At 42.6% G+C, this 23,231-nt stretch carries 21 protein-coding genes and 1 other annotated feature; of the genes, 17 read left to right on the top strand and 4 right to left on the bottom strand.

The genetic code is table 11. From position 1 onward, the window contains the following. Positions 1-394: 394 nt before the first annotated feature. From DWY07_RS03445 to DWY07_RS03395, 11 genes are all read left to right on the top strand, one after another. Positions 395-1,801: an amidophosphoribosyltransferase gene (locus DWY07_RS03445; protein WP_021944805.1), complete on the top strand. Its 1,407-nt coding sequence runs from the start codon at positions 395-397 to the stop codon at positions 1,799-1,801. 87 nt (positions 1,802-1,888) lie between these two features. Continuing rightward, positions 1,889-2,154, top strand: a binding site (T-box leader). A gap of 133 nt (positions 2,155-2,287) precedes the next feature. Beyond that, a complete protein-coding gene (locus DWY07_RS03440; protein ID WP_117808302.1) occupies positions 2,288-4,009 on the top strand; it encodes a carbon starvation CstA family protein in 1,722 nt (573 codons plus the stop codon). Between the two features lie 154 nt (positions 4,010-4,163). Continuing rightward, complete coding sequence (locus DWY07_RS03435; RefSeq protein WP_117822204.1) at positions 4,164-4,727, top strand: alpha/beta hydrolase; 564 nt, start codon at positions 4,164-4,166, stop codon at positions 4,725-4,727. A gap of 315 nt (positions 4,728-5,042) precedes the next feature. Beyond that, entirely contained in the window at positions 5,043-5,429 is a 387-nt protein-coding gene (locus DWY07_RS03430; RefSeq protein ID WP_117808355.1) for a MerR family transcriptional regulator, read from the top strand. Positions 5,430-5,434: 5 nt separating this feature from the next. Continuing rightward, a complete protein-coding gene (locus tag DWY07_RS03425; RefSeq protein ID WP_117785554.1) occupies positions 5,435-7,186 on the top strand; it encodes a 1-deoxy-D-xylulose-5-phosphate synthase in 1,752 nt (583 codons plus the stop codon). A 65-nt stretch (positions 7,187-7,251) separates the two neighbouring features. Continuing rightward, positions 7,252-7,815: an alkyl hydroperoxide reductase subunit C gene (ahpC, locus tag DWY07_RS03420; RefSeq protein WP_117785555.1), complete on the top strand. Its 564-nt coding sequence runs from the start codon at positions 7,252-7,254 to the stop codon at positions 7,813-7,815. Between the two features lie 2 nt (positions 7,816-7,817). After that, positions 7,818-9,563, top strand: a complete 1,746-nt coding sequence (locus DWY07_RS03415) for an FAD-dependent oxidoreductase (protein ID WP_117822203.1) — start codon at positions 7,818-7,820, stop codon at positions 9,561-9,563. Positions 9,564-9,736: 173 nt separating this feature from the next. Further along, complete coding sequence (locus tag DWY07_RS03410) at positions 9,737-10,084, top strand: type II toxin-antitoxin system RelE/ParE family toxin (protein ID WP_008399964.1); 348 nt, start codon at positions 9,737-9,739, stop codon at positions 10,082-10,084. A gap of 5 nt (positions 10,085-10,089) precedes the next feature. Next, positions 10,090-10,401, top strand: coding sequence for a helix-turn-helix domain-containing protein (locus tag DWY07_RS03405; protein ID WP_021944812.1), 312 nt, complete (start codon positions 10,090-10,092; stop codon positions 10,399-10,401). Positions 10,402-10,850: 449 nt separating this feature from the next. Beyond that, the gene (locus DWY07_RS03400) at positions 10,851-11,519 is read left to right on the top strand and encodes a response regulator transcription factor (RefSeq protein WP_021944813.1); all 669 of its coding nucleotides are present in this window, start codon (positions 10,851-10,853) and stop codon (positions 11,517-11,519) included. 25 nt (positions 11,520-11,544) lie between these two features. Continuing rightward, the gene (locus DWY07_RS03395) at positions 11,545-13,197 is read left to right on the top strand and encodes a HAMP domain-containing sensor histidine kinase (RefSeq protein ID WP_117822202.1); all 1,653 of its coding nucleotides are present in this window, start codon (positions 11,545-11,547) and stop codon (positions 13,195-13,197) included. Between the two features lie 150 nt (positions 13,198-13,347). Here DWY07_RS03395 and DWY07_RS03390 read toward each other — a convergent pair whose 3' ends face one another. Next, positions 13,348-14,676, bottom strand: coding sequence for a sodium-dependent transporter (locus DWY07_RS03390; RefSeq protein ID WP_117822201.1), 1,329 nt, complete (start codon positions 14,674-14,676; stop codon positions 13,348-13,350). 219 nt (positions 14,677-14,895) lie between these two features. Here DWY07_RS03390 and DWY07_RS03385 point away from each other — a divergent pair, with 219 nt between their 5' ends. Genes DWY07_RS03385 through sufU form a run of 6 tightly spaced genes read left to right on the top strand, consistent with a single transcriptional unit; the run spans position 14,896 to position 20,253 of the window. Continuing rightward, complete coding sequence (locus DWY07_RS03385) at positions 14,896-15,321, top strand: Rrf2 family transcriptional regulator (protein ID WP_021943695.1); 426 nt, start codon at positions 14,896-14,898, stop codon at positions 15,319-15,321. A gap of 23 nt (positions 15,322-15,344) precedes the next feature. Next, entirely contained in the window at positions 15,345-16,106 is a 762-nt protein-coding gene (gene sufC / locus DWY07_RS03380) for a Fe-S cluster assembly ATPase SufC (RefSeq protein WP_008399954.1), read from the top strand. 25 nt (positions 16,107-16,131) lie between these two features. Next, positions 16,132-17,538 carry a Fe-S cluster assembly protein SufB gene (gene sufB, locus DWY07_RS03375; protein WP_117822200.1) on the top strand — a complete coding sequence of 469 codons (1,407 nt, stop codon included), beginning with the start codon at positions 16,132-16,134 and terminating at the stop codon, positions 17,536-17,538. 13 nt (positions 17,539-17,551) lie between these two features. After that, complete coding sequence (locus DWY07_RS03370) at positions 17,552-18,643, top strand: SufD family Fe-S cluster assembly protein (protein ID WP_117822199.1); 1,092 nt, start codon at positions 17,552-17,554, stop codon at positions 18,641-18,643. Next, positions 18,624-19,841, top strand: coding sequence for a SufS family cysteine desulfurase (locus DWY07_RS03365; protein WP_117822198.1), 1,218 nt, complete (start codon positions 18,624-18,626; stop codon positions 19,839-19,841). The genes DWY07_RS03370 and DWY07_RS03365 overlap by 20 nt, the downstream gene beginning before the upstream one ends. Continuing rightward, positions 19,831-20,253, top strand: coding sequence for a Fe-S cluster assembly sulfur transfer protein SufU (sufU, locus tag DWY07_RS03360; RefSeq protein WP_008399947.1), 423 nt, complete (start codon positions 19,831-19,833; stop codon positions 20,251-20,253). Before DWY07_RS03365 ends, sufU begins: the two co-directional genes overlap by 11 nt. 335 nt (positions 20,254-20,588) lie before the next feature. Here the strand turns inward: sufU and DWY07_RS03355 are convergent, their stop codons facing one another. The 3 genes from DWY07_RS03355 to DWY07_RS03345 all read right to left on the bottom strand — a co-directional run bounded on the left by DWY07_RS03355 (position 20,589) and on the right by DWY07_RS03345 (position 23,125). Beyond that, positions 20,589-21,413 (bottom strand): amino acid ABC transporter ATP-binding protein, encoded by an 825-nt coding sequence (locus DWY07_RS03355; RefSeq protein WP_117808308.1) that lies wholly within the window; start codon positions 21,411-21,413, stop codon positions 20,589-20,591. Beyond that, positions 21,397-22,107 (bottom strand): amino acid ABC transporter permease, encoded by a 711-nt coding sequence (locus DWY07_RS03350; RefSeq protein WP_117785562.1) that lies wholly within the window; start codon positions 22,105-22,107, stop codon positions 21,397-21,399. The genes DWY07_RS03355 and DWY07_RS03350 overlap by 17 nt, the downstream gene beginning before the upstream one ends. A 145-nt stretch (positions 22,108-22,252) precedes the next feature. Next, positions 22,253-23,125, bottom strand: a complete 873-nt coding sequence (locus DWY07_RS03345; RefSeq protein ID WP_044944546.1) for a transporter substrate-binding domain-containing protein — start codon at positions 23,123-23,125, stop codon at positions 22,253-22,255. Between the last annotated feature and the right edge of the window lie 106 nt (positions 23,126-23,231).

Genomic DNA, 23,231 nt, shown 5'->3' with positions numbered 1-23,231 from the left:
GCTTATGCAAGGTATCTTCCAAAAAGAAAATACCGATAAAGCCCTAAAATACGGGATATATCGGCATTTACCAACTTATGAAAAGATAATCAGAAATTTAGTAAGTTTTTCTATTAAAAACGAAGAATTATCACTGAAGAAAATATTGATATGAATTGACAAAGAGATATGAGATTGTACTAGAAAACAGAGATGTAGACATATATATTTTTATGTAACAGACCTCTTTTTACGCCGGTCCTTAGCGATCTGCGATTAGCAGAGAGCTTAGTACCGTTGCGTAAAAATAGAACGCAAGTGTTCTGTGAAATAAAGAATATATATGGATACATCTCGTTATGGAAGCATTTGTTGAGGAATGTCATGAGAGTTTTAGAAAAGAGAGGAAAAGGCAATGGGCGGATTTTTTGGCGTAGCATCAAAGCAGGATTGTGTATTTGATTTGTTCTTTGGTATCGACTACCATTCACATCTGGGAACAAGACGAGGCGGAATGGCAGTATACGGAGAAGACGGATTTAATCGTGCGATCCACAATATTGAGAATGCACCATTTCGTACAAAATTTGACAAAGATGTTCAGGAAATGAGTGGTCATATGGGAATCGGATGTATCTCCGATTACGAACCGCAGCCATTGATCGTACGTTCTCATCATGGCACTTATGCACTTACAACAGTCAGTAAGATTAATAACATAGGTGAACTTACAAAGAAGCTGTTCGAGAATGGACATTCTCACTTCTTAGAAATGAGCGGCGGCGATATCAATGCAACGGAGTTGATCGCAGCACTGATCAATCAGAAGGAAAATCTGATCGAAGGAATTCAGTTTGCGCTTGATTCTATCGATGGTTCTGTATCCATTCTGTTGATGAATCAGGCGGGAATCTATGCAGCCCGTGACAAATACGGCAGAACACCGGTTGTTATCGGTAAGAAAGAAGATGCCTATTGTATAACCTTTGAGAATTTTGCATATAAAAATCTTGGATATAAGGACTATAAGGAACTTGGACCGGGAGAGATCGCTGTCGTGACAGACAAGAACTGTATCACGCTGGTCAATCCGAATAAAGAAATGAAGATCTGTACCTTCCTCTGGGTATATTATGGTTATCCATCCAGTTCCTATGAGGGCACAAGTGTAGAGCAGATGCGGTATAATTGTGGTAAGGCAATGGCGAAGCGTGATAACGTAAAGCCGGATATTGTAGCCGGGGTACCGGATTCCGGTATTGCTCATGCAATCGGCTATGCAAATGAATCCGGAATCCCATTTTCCAGACCATTTATCAAATATACACCGACCTGGCCACGTTCCTTCATGCCAACGATCCAGAGTAAGAGAAATCTGATCGCTAAGATGAAGCTGTTAGCAGTGGATGAACTGATCCGTGATAAGAGCCTTCTTCTGATCGATGACTCGATCGTACGAGGAACCCAGCTTCGTGAAACAACTGAATTCTTATATGAGAGTGGTGCGAAGGAAGTACATATCCGTCCGGCATGCCCTCCGTTATTATATGGATGTAAATATCTGAATTTCTCTCGTTCATCATCAGAAATGGATCTGATCACCCGTCGTGTGATCGATCGTCTGGAGAATGGAAATGTAACCGATGAGGTATTACAGGAGTATGCAGATCCGGAATCTGAGAAATACGAAACAATGGTTGAGGAGATCCGTAAGGAACTGAACTTTACATCATTGCGTTTCAATCGCTTGGACGATATGCTGGAATCCGTTGGAATCGATAAGTGCAAGCTGTGTACTTATTGTTGGGATGGTAAAGAATAGGGAAAAATCATTCAGAAAAAGTCAAAAAAATTTAAAATCGCTCTTGACAACAAAAAAACAGAGTGCTAAATTAGCAGTTAACAAAGAGCAAATGCAACGAACAGAATACGATCATTAAAAAAGGAGTATTTCAGAGAGCCGCCGGGTGGTGTGAGACGGTGTATGTTTTTAGTGATTATCCTCTGCGAGCAGTGCACTGAATTCCAGATATGGACATTAGGTGTCACCGGTTTTCTACCGTTACAAAGAAACTTATTTCTACAGTGTGAGCTTATGAGATGAGGTTGAGTGGTCATTTTTTTGAATGGCAAATAAAGTGGTAACGCGGAAGTTTAAAGGCTTTCGTCTTTATGAAATTACATGAAGACGAAAGCTTTTTTTAATTTATAGGAAAGGTTGTCCTATAAAAGATATGTTTTTGTATAAACTCTTTGTGAACATACTATAATCAAGTATCTGCCACATGGCGGAAGGAAGGAGAATGATATGAATAGTTTGGTAATTATTCTTATCGCAGTAGTAGTTTTAGGAGCTGGCTATTTAGGTTACGGAAGATGGCTTGCTAAGAAATGGGGCATAGATGCAAATGCAAAGACCCCGGCCGTTGCAAATGAAGATGGAAAGGATTATGTACCATCATCAAAGCTTACAGTATTTGCACATCAGTTTTCATCCATCGCAGGTGCGGGACCTGTACAGGGACCAATCATTGCGGCAATGTTTGGATGGGTACCGGTTTTACTCTGGCTGCTTGTCGGAGGCGTATTCTTCGGTGCAGTACAGGATTTCGGTTCTCTGTATGCATCCGTTAAAAATGAGGGTAAGTCCATCGGACTTGTTATTGAGAAGTACATAGGCAAGGCAGGAAGAAGATTCTTCTCACTGTTCTGCTGGCTCTTTACACTTCTTGTTATTGCAGCCTTTACATCTATGGTTTCATCAACATTTAACGGATTTACAACAGGTGCTGACGGAGCAGTAACAAAGAACTTTAACGGCGCAGCAGCCGCTACAGTATCTATGTTATTCATTGTTGTCGCTATGGTGCTCGGTGTTGTTATGAAGACTTGCAAGAATATGAAGGAGTGGGTGAAAGCAATCGTAGCTATCGTCCTCATCGTTGCAATGTTTGCAGTAGGTATGAAGCTTCCTTGGTACTTAAACGGTAACCAGTGGAACTACGTTATCATGGCATATCTGTTCCTTGCATCCGTACTTCCTATGTGGTTACTTATGCAGCCAAGAGATTACATGACAACATTCATGCTTGTTGGTATGTTGGTTGGAGCATTTGTCGGTGTTCTGGTTGGACATCCGGATATGGGACTGAACGCTTTCAATGGTTTCACAGTTGTATCGTCAACAGGTGCTAAGAGTTATCTGTTCCCAACACTGTTTGTAACAATCGCCTGTGGTGCGGTTTCCGGTTTCCACAGCCTTGTTTCATCAGGAACATCATCAAAGACGATCAGAAATGAAAAAGATATGTTATTTGTAGGTTATGGCGCAATGATCCTTGAGACACTCCTCGGTGTTATCTCATTGATCGTAGTTGGTGCAGTAGCAGTTGGAGGAAAAGCACCGGAAGGACTTACACCATTCCAGATCTTCTCACAGGGTATCGCAGGTTTCCTTGAGAAGTTCGGACTTCCAAATTCAGTAGCGAATGTATTCATGACCATGTGTGTATCAGCACTTGCTCTTACATCACTTGATTCAGTCGCACGTATCGGACGTATGTCATTCCAGGAGCTGTTCATGGGAGATACTACAGATCCATCTCAGATGCCTGTATGGCAGAAGATTCTTACAAATAAGTATTTAGCTACAGTTATAACATTGTTCTTTGGTTACCTTCTCTGCAAGGGTGGATATTCAAATGTATGGCCACTCTTCGGATCAGCAAACCAGATGCTTGCAGCACTTGTACTGATTGGTGTAGCAGTATTCCTCAAGGCAACAAGCAGAAAGCATGCAATGCTTTATCCACCAATGCTTATAATGCTTGCTGTAACATTTACAGCTATCGTTCTCAACGTAATCGGAAATATCCAGAAGTTCCAGGCCGGAACCGGTACATTCCTTGTTGAAGGACTTCAGCTCATTGTTGCAGTATTCCTTATCGTACTTGGTATCATTGTAGCAATTACATGTATCAGAAAACTTGTTCTTATGAAGCATGAGAAGACTGCTGAAAAGGAAGCATAAAATAATATTCAAATAAAAAACAATAAACGTAAAATAAATAATAAATCTAAATCGTAAAAATAATATTCATTGAAAAACTGTGGATGGGAAGATATACAGATATCCTCCCACCACAGTTTTTTGTGTTATAATAACTCCGTCAGGAGGTATGAAGATGAAGCTGGTAGTATGTTTTCCGGGAATCGGCTATCACTGCGACAAGCCACTGTTATATTATGGCAGGCGCGTAGCAGAATCCGTAGGATATAAAGAATATAAGAACGTAGAATATGTGAATCGGATCGGAAACGTCAAAGGCGATCCGGTAAAAATGCAGGCAGCATTTGAAGACCTGTACGGACAGACAGAGGAAATATTAAAAGATATAGATTTTTCCGGGTATGACAGCATTTTATTCTTATCAAAAAGTGTAGGAACGATCATTGCGACTACTTACGCAGAACGACATAAGATACCATGCAGGCATGTGCTGTATACTCCGCTTGAGGCGACATTTGACAATTGCGCATCTGATCTGTCGGGGAGAGCGATAGCATTTACAGGAACGGCAGATCCGTGGGTGGAGAGCACCGCTGCAATTACAGATCGGTGTCAAAAAGCAGGGATTCCGGTTCATGTGATAGAGAAAGCAAATCATTCCTTAGAGACTGCCAATGTATGGAAGAATCTGAAGAATCTGGAAGACATCATGAAGCTGACGGCAGAATTTATTAAATAATGTGTATTGTTTATTGTGATATATGCCACTGCCGCCTGTATAGCCTGCAGAATCATAGCGAGCATTTCGTAATGAGGAACACGCTGGCAGCGAATGCGGGTGCCTGTCTGAGCCCGAAGGGCGAGTTGCACAGGAGCATGAGCGGATAGGCGCGTGTGACGAGTAGAAAGCGTAGCGTATTCTGCAGGCTATACAGGCGGCAGTGGCATATATCACAATAAACATTTCATCTATAGACTGACAAAAAATATCTTGACTTTGAGCGAACTCCAAGTGCTATAGTAAGGAAAAATCAAATGAAGGATGGTGGCGCAGATGACGATCAAGGAAGTAAGTGAGAAATTTGGTATCTCACAGGATACCCTTCGGTATTATGAGCGTGTAGGACTGATTCCACCGGTTACAAGAACTCCGAGTGGAATCAGAGATTATCAGGAATCGGATCTCGGCTGGGTAGAAAATGCAGTTTGTATGCGGAATGCAGGCGTTCCGATCGAGGCATTGATTGAATATGTGAAACTGTATCAGATGGGAGATACGACGTTTGAAGCAAGACGACAGCTATTGCAGGAACAATATGACGCATTGCAGGAACAGAAAGAACAGATCGAGGAGACCATGAAGCGGCTTGCCTATAAGGTATCGCGCTATGAGAAAGCGGTACAGACCGGCGTATTGTCATGGGATAAGGAGGATTGTTAGAAATTATGTATATTGAACAGATTAACGGACCTGAAGATGTAAAAAAATTGAATATAGAAGAGATGACGGCGATGGCAGCAGAGATGCGGCAGGCACTGCTTGTCCGGGCAAGTAAGCATGGCGGACACTTTGGCCCGAATTTTGGTATGGTAGAAGCAACGATTGCGATGCATTATGTATTTGAGTCACCAAAGGACAAGATCGTATATGATGTATCCCACCAGAGCTATCCGCATAAGATGCTGACAGGCAGAAAGGATGCTTATCTCTACGAAGAACATTACGATGATGTATCCGGATATACAAATCCAAAAGAAAGTGAGTATGATTTCTTTGAGATCGGACATACATCTACATCTGTCAGTCTTGCCTGTGGCCTTGCGAAAGCCAGAGATCTGAAAAAGGAAGACGGCAACGTGATCGCTGTGATCGGTGATGGTTCATTAAGCGGTGGCGAGGCATTGGAAGGTCTTGACTATGCGGCTGAGCTTGGTGGCAATCTGATCATTGTTGTAAATGATAATGACATGTCGATCGCTGAGAATCATGGTGGTTTGTATCAGAATCTGAAACTGCTTCGTGAGACAAATGGGCAGGCAGAATGTAATCTGTTCCGTGCGATGGGACTTGATTATGTATATGTAGATAAAGGAAATGATATTGCTGCATTGATCGCAGCATTTGAATCTGTAAAAGACAGTAAGAAACCGGTTGTCGTGCATATTAAAACTTTAAAAGGAAAAGGCTATGCACCGGCAGAACAGAATAAGGAACAGTGGCATTGGTGTATGCCATTTGACCTTGAAACAGGAAAGCCTTTGATGGAATTTGACGGAGAAGATTATTCCGACGTAACCAGAGATTATCTCTTAAAGAAAATGAAGGAAGATCCATCTGTAGTTACGATCACATCGGCAACACCTACCGTTATGGGATTTACAGAGGATAAGAGAAAAGAAGCGGGCAGCCAGTTTATTGATGTAGGTATCGCAGAGGAGACAGCGGTTGCACTGGCATCCGGTATTGCGGCAAATGGCGGCAAGCCTGTATATGGTGTATACAGTTCATTTATCCAGCGGACATATGATCAGTTGACACAGGATCTGTGTATCAATAACAACCCTGCAACGATCGTTGTATTTGCGGGATCTGTATATGGAATGAATGATGTGACACATCTTGGATTACAGGATATTCCGATGCTTACAAGTATTCCGGGGCTTGTGTATCTGGCACCGACAACCAAAGAGGAATATCTGGCAATGCTTGACTGGAGCGTGGAGCAGACAGAGCATCCGGTTGCAATCAAGCTTCCGGGAGCTGCGATGGTATCGGACGGAAAGGCTGTAACAAAGAATTTCAGTCAGTTAAATAAATACGAAGTAACTAAAAAGGGAAGCAAGATTGCCGTTATCGGTGCAGGTACTTTCTATCAGCTTGGAACAGATGCGGCAGCACTGATCGAGGAGCAGACAGGAGTTGCGCCAACCATCATTAACCCACTGTATGTTTCCGGTATGGATGAAGAACTTCTGAATGATCTGAAGAAAGATCATGATATCGTAATTACATTAGAGGATGGTTATCTGGAAGGTGGCTTCGGTCAGAGAATCGCCGGCTTCTATGGTGATTCTGATATGAAGGTTCTGAATTACGGTTTAAAGAAATTCTTCTATGACCGCTACGATGTAAATGAAGTATTAAAAGAAAATCATCTGACAGCAGAACAGATTGCAGAAGATGTGAAGAAGGTTTAACAGTATAAAAAATCGCTTACAGGTAATATTAATCAGAAATAATGTTTGATAAAGGAGATTAAACAATGTCGATGATTAACAGAGAAGTAAGCGATTTTTTTGTGCATGCATATCAAAATGGTGAATTTAAAACGGTAACCAGGGACGACATATTAGGCGGATGGAGTGTATTTTTCTTCTATCCCGCAGATTTTACATTTGTCTGCCCGACGGAGCTGTCAGATCTGCAGGATAAATATAAGGATTTTAAAGCTGCCGGCTGTGAGGTTTATTCCATATCAACAGATACGCATTTTGTGCATAAGGCATGGCATGATACATCGGAAAAGATTGGAAAGATCACGTTTCCGATGTTGGCAGATCCAAATCATGAATTATGTGAAGATTTTGAAGTGATGATCGAATCAGATGGGATGGCTGAACGTGGCAGCTTCATCATCAACCCGGAAGGGCGAATTGTTTCCTATGAAGTCAGTGCAGGCAATGTCGGGCGAAATGCAGATGAACTGTTTCGTAAATTGCAGGCATGCCAGTTTGTTGCGGAGCATGGAGACGAGGTCTGCCCTGCCAAATGGCAGCCGGGAGAAGCTACACTGCGTCCAAGTCTGGATCTTGTAGGGAGATTGTAAGAATGAAGAATGAAAATATGTATGATGTGATGATTGCAGGCGCGGGACCGGCGGGGCTTACAGCAGCTATTTATCTGGCGAGAGCCTGTTACCGGGTGCTTGTTGTCGAGAAAGAGAAGATTGGTGGACAGATCACGATCACAGAAGAGGTGGTGAACTATCCGGGAATAGAGAAAACAGATGGAAAATCCCTGACCGCTGCTATGTACAGACAGGCAAAGAATTTTGGTGCAGAATTCCTGATGGCAGAGGTTGAAAAGCTGGATGTAGATGGAGAATATAAAATCGTGCATACAAATAAGGGCGACTTTTCCTGTTATGGAATTCTGCTCGCAACCGGAGCACATCCGAGAATGATCGGATTTGAGGGGGAGAAACGGTTTAAAGGACGGGGCGTAGCTTATTGCGCAACTTGTGATGGAGAGTTCTTCACCGGCAAGGAAATATTTGTTGTGGGTGGCGGTTATGCTGCTGCGGAGGAAAGTGTATTCCTTACCAAGTATGCCAGCCATGTGACGATATTGATCCGGGGCGAAGATTTTTCCTGCCCTAAGTCATCGGCGGATAAAGCCAGAGCAAATGAAAAAATTACGGTGCTTACCAGTACTGAGATCGTCCGCGCGGAGGGTGAAGATGTCCTGACAACACTGGTGTATAAAAATGTGAAAACAGGAGAAGAAAGTGTATATCATGCGCCAAAAGGAGATACGTTTGGTATTTTCGTATTTGCCGGATACGAGCCGGAGACTTCGTTGCTACAGGGAAAAGCAGAGATTGATGAAAAGGGATATGTAATTACGGATGCTTCCAGACAGACCAGTATATCGGGTGTTTATGCGGCTGGCGATGTCTGCCAGAAAAATCTTCGTCAGGTAGTGACGGCAGTCGGTGATGGTGCAGTTGCAGCGACAGAGCTTGAACGGTATGTGGCAGCCATGCAGAAAAAGAATGGAGCAAAGCCATCACGGAATTTGCGGGAAAATAAACAATCAAAGGAGAAGAATGTTACACAGGAGAAAAAGCGTGAAGGAATGCAGCCTGTGGTCGCTGAAAATACCGGATATGAAATGCATAAAACGGGACAACAGAAACAGCCGGAAGCAGAAGATTCATTGTCGGACGAGTTCTTTGATGAAGAGACGGAAAAGCAGTTAGATGAGGTCTTTGACCGCATGGCGCATCCGCTGATCCTGAAATTATATCTGAATCAGAAGCAGGAGTCAGTGCAGCTAAAACAATATATGGAAGCTATGAGCAGACGAACCGAAAAGCTCAGTGTAATCGTAGCAGAGGAAGGGGCAGACGGGGATTCTGTTCCGGCAAACGAACGACCATTTGTCAGGATTTTGGGAGAAGACGGAAGTGATACCGGGCTTGGCTTCCATGGTGTACCGGGTGGACATGAATTCACTTCTTTTGTGATTGGATTGTATAATGCTGCCGGACCGGGACAAGAAGTGGATGCACCGATTATGGAGCGTATTCATGCGATCAAAAAGCCGCTTCATATCAAGATTCTTGTAACACTTGCCTGTTCCATGTGCCCCGATCTTGTCATCGCAGCACAGAAAATAGCCGCAGAAAATCCACAGGTTACAGCAGAGATTTACGATGTGATGCTATATCCATCTTATCAGAAACGCTATAAGGTTATGAGCGTACCATGCCTTGTTGTGAACGATGAACATGTAGCATTTGGAAGAAAGACATTACCGGAGCTATTAGACTATTTGGATGAGATTTTATAAAATAATAGAGCATCTCTTTACTGGATATATATTCGGTAAAGGGATGCTCCTTTTATTTTGAATAATTTGTGATCGTGTAAAATAGGATATTAGACAAAACAGATTAAATAAAAAGATTGACACCCTACAAAATAGGGTATACTATTTAGAAAAAAGGAGGGATGAATTAGCGAATGATAAGAACATTTATTGAAATACCATTATTTACAAAACGGTGGAAAGAAATAGGGCTTGGGGAAGATGAGTTACGAGCATTGCAAATTATGCTATTAAAAAATCCAGAATCAGGACCGGTAATGGAAGGAACTGGTGGAATACGTAAGGTACGGTTCCCATTAGAAAATAGAGGAAAGAGTGGTAGTGTTCGTGTATGTTATACGGATTTTGCAGAATATGAAGTTACCTATCTAATAACTGCATTTGAAAAGAAAAGTCAGGAAAATCTGACAAATGAAGAAAAAAATGTACTTAAGAAGTTGGTAAAATCTTTGAAAGAGGAAACGGCAAAGAATAGGAGATGATTTCTATGGGTTCATTATTTGATGATTTAAAACAGGGATTGGAAGAAGCAATAGAGTATGAAAAAGGACAGGGAAAAGCTCGCGTAAAAACATATATGATAATGCCAGTGAAAGAATATTCAAATACAGAAATTCGTGAGATCAGGATGCGGGCAGGAATGACACAGGGAGTTTTTGCATCTTATATGGGTGTTTCGAAGAAAACAGTAGAGGCATGGGAGTGTGGCAGAACACACCCAACCGGACCAGCGTTTCGTTTGCTTGATATCTTAGCTTCCGAAGATCTGGATGAAACAGAATTTGTAGTAGCAAAATAATAAGAAGAAAAAATAAAAAGAACGTCCTTCTGCCTGGTATCAATGTTCATTAATATAACATCAGTGAGATTTCGTTGTGCGGTGCACATAACCAGATCAGAGTAAGCTACACTAAGCTCAAACTACGCTAATGCTTGTTTTCACTAAGTGTACTTACATGGCACGCACTAACCTCAGACTTCGTGTTAACGCTCGTCTTCACTAAGTGCTCCGCTCAGCCGCAGGCGAGTTAGCACAGGAGTATTTACGAATAAGTTATGTGCAACAAACAGAAATCGTAACGAGTTATATAATGGGCATTGATACCAGGCAGAAGGACGTTCTTTTCGTTTTGAAAACTTACATTTGTGTACAACAGGATACAAATAGGATATAATTGCCATGTATGATAGGTTCAGAATCTAAGATATCGAGAGATTAAAAAATGAATTCTGGAAATGGGGAGCGCTATGAGTTACAACATTTTACTGGTAGAAGATGAAGCAGGAATTGCAGAGGGCATCATGGATTACATGAAAGAGAGTGAGATCACATTTACCTGGGCGGCGGACGGAGACGAGGCACTTGCTCTGGTGTACGAACATGAATATGATCTGGCACTTTTAGATGTGATGCTGCCGGGGGCAGATGGATTTGAGATATGCAGAGCCATCCGGGCAAAGAGTTACGTTCCGATCATTTTTCTGACCGCCAGAGGCAGAGAAGAAGACCGGCTTTATGGGTACGATCTCGGTTGTGATGATTACGTTGTGAAACCATTTTCCATGGCAGAGCTTCAGGCGAAGATCCAGTCATTTTTGCGTAGGTCGAAAGGCTTGTGGACGAAGAATCAGGTGATCCAGGTGGGAGACATCAAGATGTATCCGGACAGACTGCTTGTTGAGGCAGCAGGAGAAGAGGTCCGGCTTGCACCAAAAGAATATGCGATGCTCAAATACCTGATGGAGCATAAGGGCATGATCGTGACAAGGGATGATATGCTTGTCCGGTTATGGGGGTATGATTACGATGGTGGTGACCGTGTGGTTGACAACCATGTAAAGAAGCTTCGCAAAGCACTTGGTGACAGCGGTAAACTGGTAAAGACTGTATTTGCAAAAGGATATCGGATGGAGTAATCAGATCAGAGAGGTGGACTATTATATGAAGAAAAAAGAAAAGAAATATTATGGAAAAAAGAAGAAGTTTTATTCCTTCTTTTTAAAGATTTTTATTCCGTTTATTATTGTAACATCGATACTTGGGGGTATCATTACAGCATTTTTAAACCTGACATTTCAGAATAATATATCGAGCAATGTGCAGGCAGCAGAAAAGACGATCCGTCAGGCAGGCGTGAAATACTGGGATATTTATCAGACGGAGCTTGAAGAACAGAAAGACGCAGAGTACGAGTTCCAGACACCGTATAATCATTATATTGGAAATATGATATATTTGAATAATCTGGCAATGGCTGTGTTAAATGACAGCGAGGTGGTCAGTATGCAGGGATTTATTCATCTGTATCAGAAGGACGATGCCGGTAATCTGACCGAGATCACGGATCAGAAGGATAAGGTATTTCTTCAGATCAATGATACATCTGAGAACAAATATATGTTGTATTGTGATAATGATATATTTGGAACTGCTGTTCCTGAAATGAAGGATATGTCTGCGGATTTTTCATTCGATAAAATGAATGAGGTCTATGTGTCAGGAATGCAGTTTTATCCGGCTTCCTATACCTGTTTTGCAGATGGGGAGGAACAGGAAAGAACGGTATCAGAGATACCGGATGGTTATGTGAAGCTGGATCAGAGTTCGGAATTTACCATTCCGCATGGAGTCGTTGGCTGTATACCAACATCGTTAAAGGTTGATCGGTATACAGGTACGGATGATATCGTGAATGATTATCAGAATAATTCCAATTGGGAATATGTGGAAGATATAGAAAAATGTGCATACGGCACACATACAGTCTATGCATTTCCTATCAACAATGATAATACTGCTTTTGCGGTCATAGATTATCATTATAATATTGCAAAGTCATTGATGGGACATATGATCATTTACACATGGCTTGGAGTAGTGCTTGGAAGTGCATTGATCTCACTTGTGATCGCATATATAATGTACAGATCTTATAAATCAGCGTATGATATGGAGCAGTACAGACGAACAACTTCAAATGCGATGGCGCATGATCTCAAAAGCCCGCTTGCCGTTATTTCTCTGTATGCCGAGAATCTGAAATCAGGAAAGAATCCTGAGAAGAACCAGTATTATATGGAAGGGATATTAAATGAAGTAAAGGCAATGAATGAACAGGTTGCATCCATCCTTGATATGGCAAAGGCAGAGGATGTAAATACAGAGCTTCATAAGACTAAAGTTGATATTGGAAGCATCATAAATACGGCAGCAGAGGTATATGCGGAAACAATTAAAACTAAAAATATCAGGCTTGACATTCAGGGAAGCTGCCAGATCGATGCAGACGAGACTCTGATGTATCAGGCAGTTATGAATATGATGGATAATGCGGTTAAGTATGTTACAAAGGATGGAAAGATCACAGTTCAGATGAGCAATGAGAGCCTTTCCATTCAGAATACAAGCAAGCCGATTCCGGAAGATGTTTTAAAGAGTATCTGGAATCCATTTGTCAAAGGGGATAACAGCAGACATGGACACAAAGGAACCGGGCTTGGCTTATCCATCGTCAAAACCATCATGGATCGTCATGGATTTACCTGTGAGATGAAAAACGCAGGTGACGGTGTGAAAGTGAAAATTAGGTTTTAGTAGAAATAAGTTATTTATTTTATTTGAATAGGATACATTTTTATGATATCGCCATACCATATAAGTGTGGCAAGTCGCATTTCTGGGCTGGTCGAAAGGCCCAGATCCAATCAAAAGAACAGGCGGGGAAATTCCCCGCCGTTTTGTTTTTTAAAACGATATATGTTTAAACAAGGCAACCGCACATAGTACGATCGCAAGTGGTACATAGAGGTAGCGTCCGATGGAATACCAGAGTGTGCCACGATTCTTTTTGCTGCCGCAGTTAACAGCTTCGAGCAGTTCATCCTTCTTCATGACATAGAACCATGAGACAGCACCGATGGTTGCGCCGATCGGGATGATGTAGATAGAAACAATATCCATCCAAGGTCCCCATTTGGAGATCATTTCCATACCGATGCCACAGCCAAGGCATAACACGCCGATGATGATCAGGACTGCGGTACGGCTGAGCTTCGGAAACTGGTGTAAGAGTGATTCAGCAACCGCCTCAAACATATTCTGAAGAGAGCTTACACCGGCGAAGATCATTGCTATATACAGGATAATTGCAAATAACCGTCCGAGCGGAATATTCTGTAAGATGGTTGGCAGGGTAACAAAGAGAAGGCTTGGACCTGCTCCGACATCAACGCCATAAGAGAAACATGCCGGGATAATGACCAGTGCTGCGACAACGGCAGCGATCGTATCAAAGATCGCAGTATGTCTGGCAACTCCGACAACATCTTCATCCTTTGACAGATAAGCGCCATAGACGATCATGCCGCTCCCCGTAACTGACAGGGAGAAGAATGCCTGTCCCATTGCCCAGATCCAGATCATAGGATCAGCAAGCTTTGACCAGTCCGGTGTGAACATGAACTTATATCCTTCTGCTGCGCCCGGAAGCATAGCAACACGGACTGCAAGGATCAGAAAAATGATGAAGAATAACGGCATCATGATCTTATTTGTCTTTTCTATACTATGTGCACCGAAGAACAGAGTCAGAAGCGTTCCGGCTACCACGATAATGTGAAGCGGGATCACAGAGAACGGTTTGGATGAAAATGAATCAAACCAGACTGCTGTATCTTCATGCATTAAAGTTCCGATCAGAGAATCAAGGAAGGCTTTTAAAATATACGAAACGATGATCGCATAACCGATCGCGATACATAAGGAGCCTGCAAGTGGAAGCCAGCCGAGCAGTCCACCTGCAGTACCGGCTTTTTTACCTCTTGTTTCCCATGCATATTTATAAGCACCAAGTGTTCCTGTTCCGGCTCTTCGTCCGATCGCAAATTCGGTCGGAAGTGCCACATAGCTGAATATAAAGATAAAAAGCAGGTAGATCAGCAGAAATGCGCCGCCACCATTACTTCCCAATTTATTTGGAAATCCCCAGACATTTGCCATACCAACGGCAGAACCAACAGAAGCCAGAATGAATCCCCATCTGCTTCCAAAACTTTTCGTATTTTTATTACTCATAAACTAACCCTATCTATTTCTTTATTATATAGATGATTGCATAATTCAGATTTATGCATATTAGTAACTAATGCTTACGCAATTATCTATACGTGCCATACTGTTCCAGTTTAAAGGTTTACAGTCGAAAAAGCAACAAAAATATTATTCACCTATTGACATGGTAGGTGAATAGGAATATTATCTTTGTAGCATAATTTGGAAAGAGGGAGAAATACTATGGTCATCTCGTCAAAAGGACGGTATGCATTACGCGTTATGGTTTATCTGGCGGTAAATCATGATGGCAGTTTTATACCACTAAAAGAAATATCACAACACGAAGAGCTGTCACAGAAATATCTGGAAAGTATCACCCGGATGCTGTCAAAAGCACATCTGATCGAAGCGGCAAGCGGACATGGAGGTGGCTATCGTCTGACCAGAGAACCGGAGGAATACAGTGTGGGAGAGATCCTCAAACTGACCGAAGGAACCCTTGCACCGGTATCCTGCCTGAAGGATGATTCGGTACCGTGTGACCGGTCGGAATTATGTTATACATTACCGATCTGGCAAGGACTTGCCGATCTGATCAATAATTATTTTGATAATATGACACTTGCCGATGTGGCAGGAAAAGCCGGACAAACAGTGAAAGAATAGATGAATATACAGGAGGCACGAATATGTCAGAGAAACAGTTATTAAATGTAAAGAATTTATATGTAGATGTAGAGGAGAAGCAGATCCTTCACGGTGTAGATCTGTCAATCGGAAAAGGTGAGACGCACGTTCTCATGGGGCCAAACGGAACAGGTAAATCAACACTCGGCTATGCACTCATGGGAAATCCAAGATATACCATAAAGAGCGGAGAGATCTGGTTTCAGGGTAAAAATATTACAGAGGCTCCTGTCAATGAGCGTGCGAAAGCAGGAATCTTCCTGTCCTTCCAGAATCCACTTGAGGTTCCGGGTGTGACTTTAAGTTCATTTATCAGAAATGCATTGGAGCAGAAGACAGGAAAAAGACAGCGTTTATATGATTTCAAGAAAGAGCTGGAGCGTACAATGGAGATCCTTCAGATGGATCCATCCTATGCAGAGCGTGATCTGAATGTCGGATTTTCCGGTGGTGAGAAAAAGAAGGCAGAGATCTTACAGCTCCTGATGCTGAAGCCTTCACTTGCAATCCTTGATGAGACAGATTCCGGTCTGGACGTTGATGCTGTAAGAACAGTATCTGCCGGTATCGAAGAATACCAGAAGAATTGCAAGGGCAGTCTTCTGATCATTACCCATAGCACGAAGATTCTGGAGTCCTTATCTGTTGATCATACACATGTTATGGTAGAAGGTAAGATCATACAGACCGGTGATGCATCTCTGGTAGAGGAGATCAACCGGAATGGATTTGCAAAATATGAGAAGACAGAGCAGAATCAGTAGTCTTTGAAAGGAGCATCCGATAGATATGAAAGAAAAAACATATGTAGAAGACATAGACAGAAATATATATGACTTCAAAGATGATGAAAAAGATGCTTATAAGATCAAGGCAGGACTGACGCCTGAGATCGTTGAGCAGCTTTCGAAAGAGAAACATGATCCGGCATGGATGCAGACCTTCCGTCTGGAATCCCTGCAGATCTATAATAATATGGAAGTGCCGGACTGGGGACCATCGATTGAAGGTCTGAATATGGACAACATCGTAACCTATGTCAGACCAAATACAAATATGAAAGCAAAATGGTCTGATGTGCCGGAAGATATCAAAAATACATTTGAACGACTGGGCATCCCACAAGCAGAGAGAAAATCTCTTGCAGGTGTCGGAGCACAGTATGATTCCGAGCTGGTATACCACAATGTCCGTCAGGAGGTAGCTGAAAAGGGTGTTGTATATACCGATATGGAGAGTGCATTAAATGGCGAATATGCAGATATGGTAAGAAAGCATTTTATGAAGCTGGTTCGTCCCAATGACCACAAGTTCGCAGCTCTTCATGGTGCGGTATGGTCAGGCGGCTCCTTTGTATATGTACCAAAGGGTGTATCCGTAGAGATTCCGTTGCAGTCTTATTTCCGTCTGAATGCACCGGGAGCCGGACAGTTTGAACATACCCTTATTATCGTGGATGAGGGCGCGGATCTTCATTTCATTGAAGGCTGTTCTGCACCAAAATATAACGTGGCAAATCTCCATGCCGGATGCGTGGAATTATTTGTCGGTAAGAATGCGAAGCTTCGTTATTCGACGATCGAGAACTGGTCAAAGAATATGTATAACCTGAATACAAAACGTGCAGTTGTAGAAGAAGGCGGAACGATCGAATGGATTTCCGGTTCCTTCGGATCCCATGTATCCTACCTATATCCGATGAGTATCCTGAAAGGAAAGGGCGCGAAGATGGAATTTACCGGTATCACGTTTGCTGGAAAAGGACAGAATCTGGATACCGGAGCAAAGGTCGTTCACAGTGCACCGGATACCAGTTCCTACATTAATACAAGATCTATTTCAAAGGATGGAGGTATCAGTACTTTCCGTTCTTCCGTTGTAGTAGCAAAGGAAGCAGAGAATGCCAAGGCAGCAGTATCCTGTCAGTCGCTGATGCTGGATTCTATCTCAAGATCTGATACGATCCCGGCGATGGATATTCGTACCAGAAAGGCAAATGTAGGACATGAGGCACAGATCGGCAGTATCAGTGATGATGCGGTATTCTATCTGATGTCCCGTGGTATGAGTGAGGAAGATGCCAGAGCTTGTATCGTCAGCGGATTTGCGGACAACGTATCAAAGGAGCTTCCGCTGGAATATGCTTTGGAAATGAACAATCTGATCCGTCTGGAAATGAAGGGCAGTATAGGTTAGGAGGAAATGAGCAATGGACAAGAATACGATCAATATTAATAAACTTCCATCCAAAACATGGTACTGGCTTCATATGAATGATACAAAGGTTTCATGGAATCCTGATATAGCACCATGTAAGGTGACGGTAGAGGAAGCATTTGAGGATAAAGAGACAAACAGCCTGATATCCGGGGATGTGGCAGAATTTGCCACAGTTGAGAGTGGAGCAGGAAGAGAGGCAGATTCGATCTTTGCAGATGCGCAGACAGAAAAAACAGTTCTGACTGCTTCGGACAAAGACGCAAAGGCAACGATCCGTCTGGCTGTTGATGGAACGACAGCAGCATCTGCGGCAGGTGCATGTTATCTGACGGCAGAAGAAGGTACGAATACAACCATAATTGAGACATTTACAAAGAAAAGTGCGCAGGCAGGTTCACTGGCATATCGTACGATGATACAGGCAAAGAAAGACAGCCGTGTCCGTCTGGTACAGGTATTTATGCAGGATGAAGAACAGACCCTGTTAAACGATATCGGTTGTGTCTGCGATGAAAATGCAAAGTTCGATATCCTTCAGATCTTTATCGGAAAAGGTGATCTCTATAACGGAATCCGTACAGATCTTAAGGGTACAGGAGCAGATACACAGGTCGAGATCGGCTACCTTGGACAGAAGACGCAGAAGATCGATGTGAACCTGATCATAAATCATTTCGGTAAGAAGACAAATTGTGAGATTCAGGTGGACGGAACTTTAAAGGATGCAGCAGAGAAAGTATTTCGTGGAACGATCGATTTCAAGAACGGCGCATCCGAATCCACAGGTGCAGAGACAGAAAATGTACTCCTGCTTGGTGATGATGTGATCAATAAGACGATCCCGATCATTCTCTGTGCAGAGGAGGATGTAGAAGGTTCTCACGGTGCAACGATCGGCGAACTGGATGAGGAGACATTATTTTATTTTGAATCAAGAGGCATCGACAAGGAGACTGCGGAGGATATCATGACACGCGGCAAATTCGAGATGTTATATCGCCACATAGGAGACGAGCAGACACAGAAGCTGGTAGAAGCACAGCTTGCGGAGGTAATGGCAGATGATAGAGAAGAATTATAAAGAGGATTTTCCGTTATTACAGACAAATAAAACCATTTATATAGACAATGCGGCTACAGCACAGAAGCCGGCAGTTGTAATTGAAGCAGAGAAGCGTTTTTATGAAGAAAGCAATGCAAATCCGCTTCGTGGTTTCTATCCGCTGAGCCTTGCAGCAACAGAAGCATATGAAGATGCCAGAAAAGTTGTGCGTGATTTTATTCATGCAGATTCTGAAAAAGAAATCATCTTTACAAGAAATACAACAGAGAGTCTGAACCTTGTTGCATACAGCTATGCATGCAGTCATTTGAAAGCAGGAGATGAGATCGCAGTCAGCATCATGGAGCATCATAGCAACATTCTCCCATGGCAGATGGCAGCGAGAATGACAGGTGCAACGGTCCGGTATCTGAACTGTGAGAAGGACGGTACTTTGACAGATGAGACACTTGCAGCAGGAATCAATGAGAAGACAAAGCTTGTAGCGATCGGACAGGTATCCAATGTCCTCGGTTGTGTGAATCCGATCAAGAAGATTTCAAAGCTTGCACATGCGGTCGGCGCGGTTATTGTAGTAGATGCGGCACAGAGCGCACCGCATATGCCGATCGATGTCAAAGATCTGGATGCGGATTTTCTTGCATTTTCCGGTCATAAGCTGATGGGACCGATGGGTATCGGCGTGTTATATGGAAAAGAAGCATTACTGGAAGAGATGCCGCCATTTATGACAGGTGGCGAGATGATCCAGTCCGTAACGACAGAAGGAGCGGTATGGGCTGAGCTTCCGCATAAGTTCGAGGCAGGAACTGTAAATGCAGCCGGTGCAGCCGGACTTGCAGCCGCAATTTCATATATTAATAAGATTGGATTTGAGACAATCGAGCAGAGAGAACTGGAACTGACCCGACATGCGATGGAAGGACTTGCAAAGATTCCACATGTTCATGTGATCGGCTCAGAAGATCCTGCAAACCATACCGGTATTGTGGCATTTACGATCGACAATGTACACCCACATGATGTCAGTGAGATCATGGCATCAGATGGTATCAATGTTCGTGCCGGACACCATTGTGCACAGCCGTTGCTTACTTATCTGAAGGTGTATAATACAACAAGAGCCAGCTTTATGTTCTACAATACGATAGAAGAAGTCGATGCATTTGTAGAGAGTGTTGCAAATGTCAGAAGGAGAATGGGATATGGAGAATAGAAGTTTTTATAATGAGATCCTGACGGAGCACAATATCCGACCGGAATTCAAGCATGATCTTCCGGATGCGAACATTGTACTGGAAGGTGTAAACCCGAACTGTGGGGATGATATCTGGTTGAAATTAAAAGTAGAAAACGGAATTATCGAAGACGGAGCATTTGTCGGAGACGGCTGTGCAATCTCACAGGCGTCCGCAGATATCATGCTCGGCATGATTGTTGGCAAGACCGAGGAAGAAGCATTGAAGCTTGGGAAACTTTTCTTAAAGATGATACAGGGCGAAGCGACCGATGAAGAAATCGACGAACTCGAAGAAGCTTCCGCCTTAAAAGACATTTCCCATATGCCTGCCCGTGTAAAATGCGCAGTCCTTGGTTGGCATACCCTGGAGGAAGCATTAAAAAAATAAACGAAAAACAGCTACTGTCATATGTCAGACGACATAAATAGTAGCTGTTTTAAAGTTTTTAGTTATTCACGCTGTGTAACTTCGAACTAACCTCGGTGGAAGCCTCGCTAAGGTCTCAGTTATTCACGTCGGCCCTTGGCGATAATGAAATGTATTTACTATTGAGAAGTGGAAACAAAAATGGAAGAGGGTATTACTATTATGAAGTAAGCCTGCCTGAGCGCTGGTACTTAGGCTGCGTATTTTGCAGCCTTATGTACCACTGCGTCGAAGGTAGAGTGAAAACGTCTTACGTAATAATAGATAAATACCCTCTTCCATTTTTTGAGCACAGTCTATAATACTTTCGAAAGGAAATCCTTTAGTCGAGGATTCTTCGGATTGCCAAAGAATTCTTCCGGCGTTCCGGTTTCAAGAATCTGCCCCTCATCGATGAAGAGGACTTTATTGGCAACCTCCTTGGCGAAGCCCATCTCATGAGTAACCACGATCATGGTCATTCCTTCTTTTGCAAGATCCTTCATCAGGTCGAGAACTTCTCCAACCATTTCAGGATCAAGAGCAGAAGTCGGTTCATCGAATAAAATCACATCCGGATTCATAGCAAGTGCACGGATAATGGCAACTCGCTGTTTCTGACCACCGGATAAAGTAGAAGGATATACATCTGCTTTATCTTCCAGGCCGATCCGTTTCAAAAGCTCCTCAGCCTTTGCTCTTGCTTCGGCAACGATCTGAGCCTTTGTGGTTGTGATATTGATCTTCTCCTGCTTTTCCTTGCGGAACAGGTTCGTAAGCGGAAGCATACGATTATGACGCTTTGCTTTTTTTAGATCCTGACAACGCACCAGTACAGGAGCAAGCATGATATTCTGAATAACGGTTTTGTTGTTATACAGATTAAAATGCTGGAATACCATTCCCATATGACGACGGTGGATGTTGATATCAACCTTTGGGTCTGCAATATCGACACCATTGAAGATGATCTGACCGCCGGTAGGGTCTTCCATACAGTTTAAACAGCGAAGAAATGTACTCTTACCAGAACCTGATGGACCGATTACAACCATTATATCGCCTTTATCGATCGTGACATTGATGCCTCGTAAAACCTCATTGTCACCAAAGTGTTTTTCAAGATTAATGACGTCTATCACTCTTTCTCAGGCTCCTTTCCATAAGTTTGATACCAAGGCTGATCAGAAGCACCATCACAATGTAGATCAGTGCCATAACCAGATATGGGATCATGAATTCGTAGCTGTTACTACCAATATAGTTAAATGCTACATATAAGTCAGTAGCACCAACAAAGCTTACAACAGATGTTTCCTTGATCAAAGATATAAATTCATTTCCCAGAGTAGGTAGAATATTTTTGACTGCCTGCGGGATCACGATCTTGCGCATGGTAGTTGCAAAACTAAGTCCCATGGCACGACCACCCTCCATCTGTCCGGGATCAACAGAAAGGATACCGCTTCGCATGATTTCGGAAATATAAGCCCCACTGTTTAGACCGAATACAAGCATTGACACCTGTACACCGCTCATATGACCTCCTACGATAGGGAGCAGAACATAGTAAAACAGCAGTAACTGCACGACCATAGGAGTTCCACGGAAGAATCCGACATAGACGCTGCAGATTGCATCTAAAACTCGTGGCAGCCGTTTATATTTTGGAATGACGCGGACAGTTGCAATGATGGTTCCGATCAAAATACCGATGATCAGACCGGTTATGGCGATGATAACGGTATTCTTCAGACCTTCAACAACCTTTACATATCCTCTGTTATCAATGAATATTTCTATGAACTTTTGTATTTTACTTGAAATGTCTCCCATGAAATATCCTTTCAATATCTATCAGATAACAGGTAATTGTAAAATATAGATACACTGAATCAGCAGAACTGTTTTAGCAATTTACAATTACCTGTTACCATATATTTTCTTCACGCGAGAAACGCGTGATTCTTATAGCATATTTTTACTGCATAGCATTTAATGATTTTGTAATGGCAGCAGCAGGAGCAGAATCAATGATAACATAATTTAAGTTACCATTTAACAGATCCTGAACTGCAAGTGAACCGTTCTTATAACCGGTAGATGTCATCTTAAGACCAGCGAATCCCCAGTCATCATCACCTTCGCAGTAGAATTGTCCGGTTGTACCTGTCTGGAAACCGATCTTACTGCTTGAATCCTTAGCGTTAAGGATTGCATTTACATCATCGGCAGTCTTACATTCGTCAAATTCTGTGTTGTCTGATGGAACGATCAGCTTCTGGGAAGCCTTGTAGTAAGAATCTGAGAAAGCTACATATTCTTCACGATCCGGCTTGATTGTAAGACCGGCCATAGCGATATCACATTTCTGCTGACCAACGGAGAGACATACAGCATCGAAATCCATGTTCTGGATAACCAGCTCCTTACCGAGCTTGTCAGCAAGTGCTTTAGCGATCTCCATATCGATTCCGTAGTAGTTCTCACCCTTTGTATACTCAAATGGTTCGAATGCAGCGTTTGTTGCTACAACTAACTGATCCTTGCTTGAGTCTAATGTAGCTGATTCAACAGCAACAGGCTCGCCATCACCGAAGTAGTGGTTGCAGATCTCTTCAAATGTGCCATCTGAATTCATATCTGCGATAAATGTATTAACCTCCTTTAATAAGTCAGGCTGTGTTTTGTCAACGCCGAAAGCGTATTCCTCATCTGTGAGGTCGATCTCGATAACCTTAGCAGTCTTCTTATCAGAAGATTTGCTGTCGTCAGTTTTGCTTCCGCATGCTGTTAATGCAGTCATAGCCAGGGCTGCAGACATAGTAATTGCTAAAAATTTTTTAAGTTTCATTTTCATTACTTCCTTTCATTCTTTTCTGAATAAATATACCATTGTGTTTTGAAAAATGCAATTTATATATGCAAAAAAATGCTGAAAATTACAGGTTTTATGCAGG

The organism is Clostridium sp. AF23-6LB (genome assembly GCF_003461085.1).
Lineage (GTDB): Bacteria > Bacillota > Clostridia > Lachnospirales > Lachnospiraceae > Coprococcus > Coprococcus ammoniilyticus.
The sequence above is the reverse complement of the archived record's forward strand: the minus strand, read 5'-3'. Positions and strand labels throughout refer to the sequence as shown.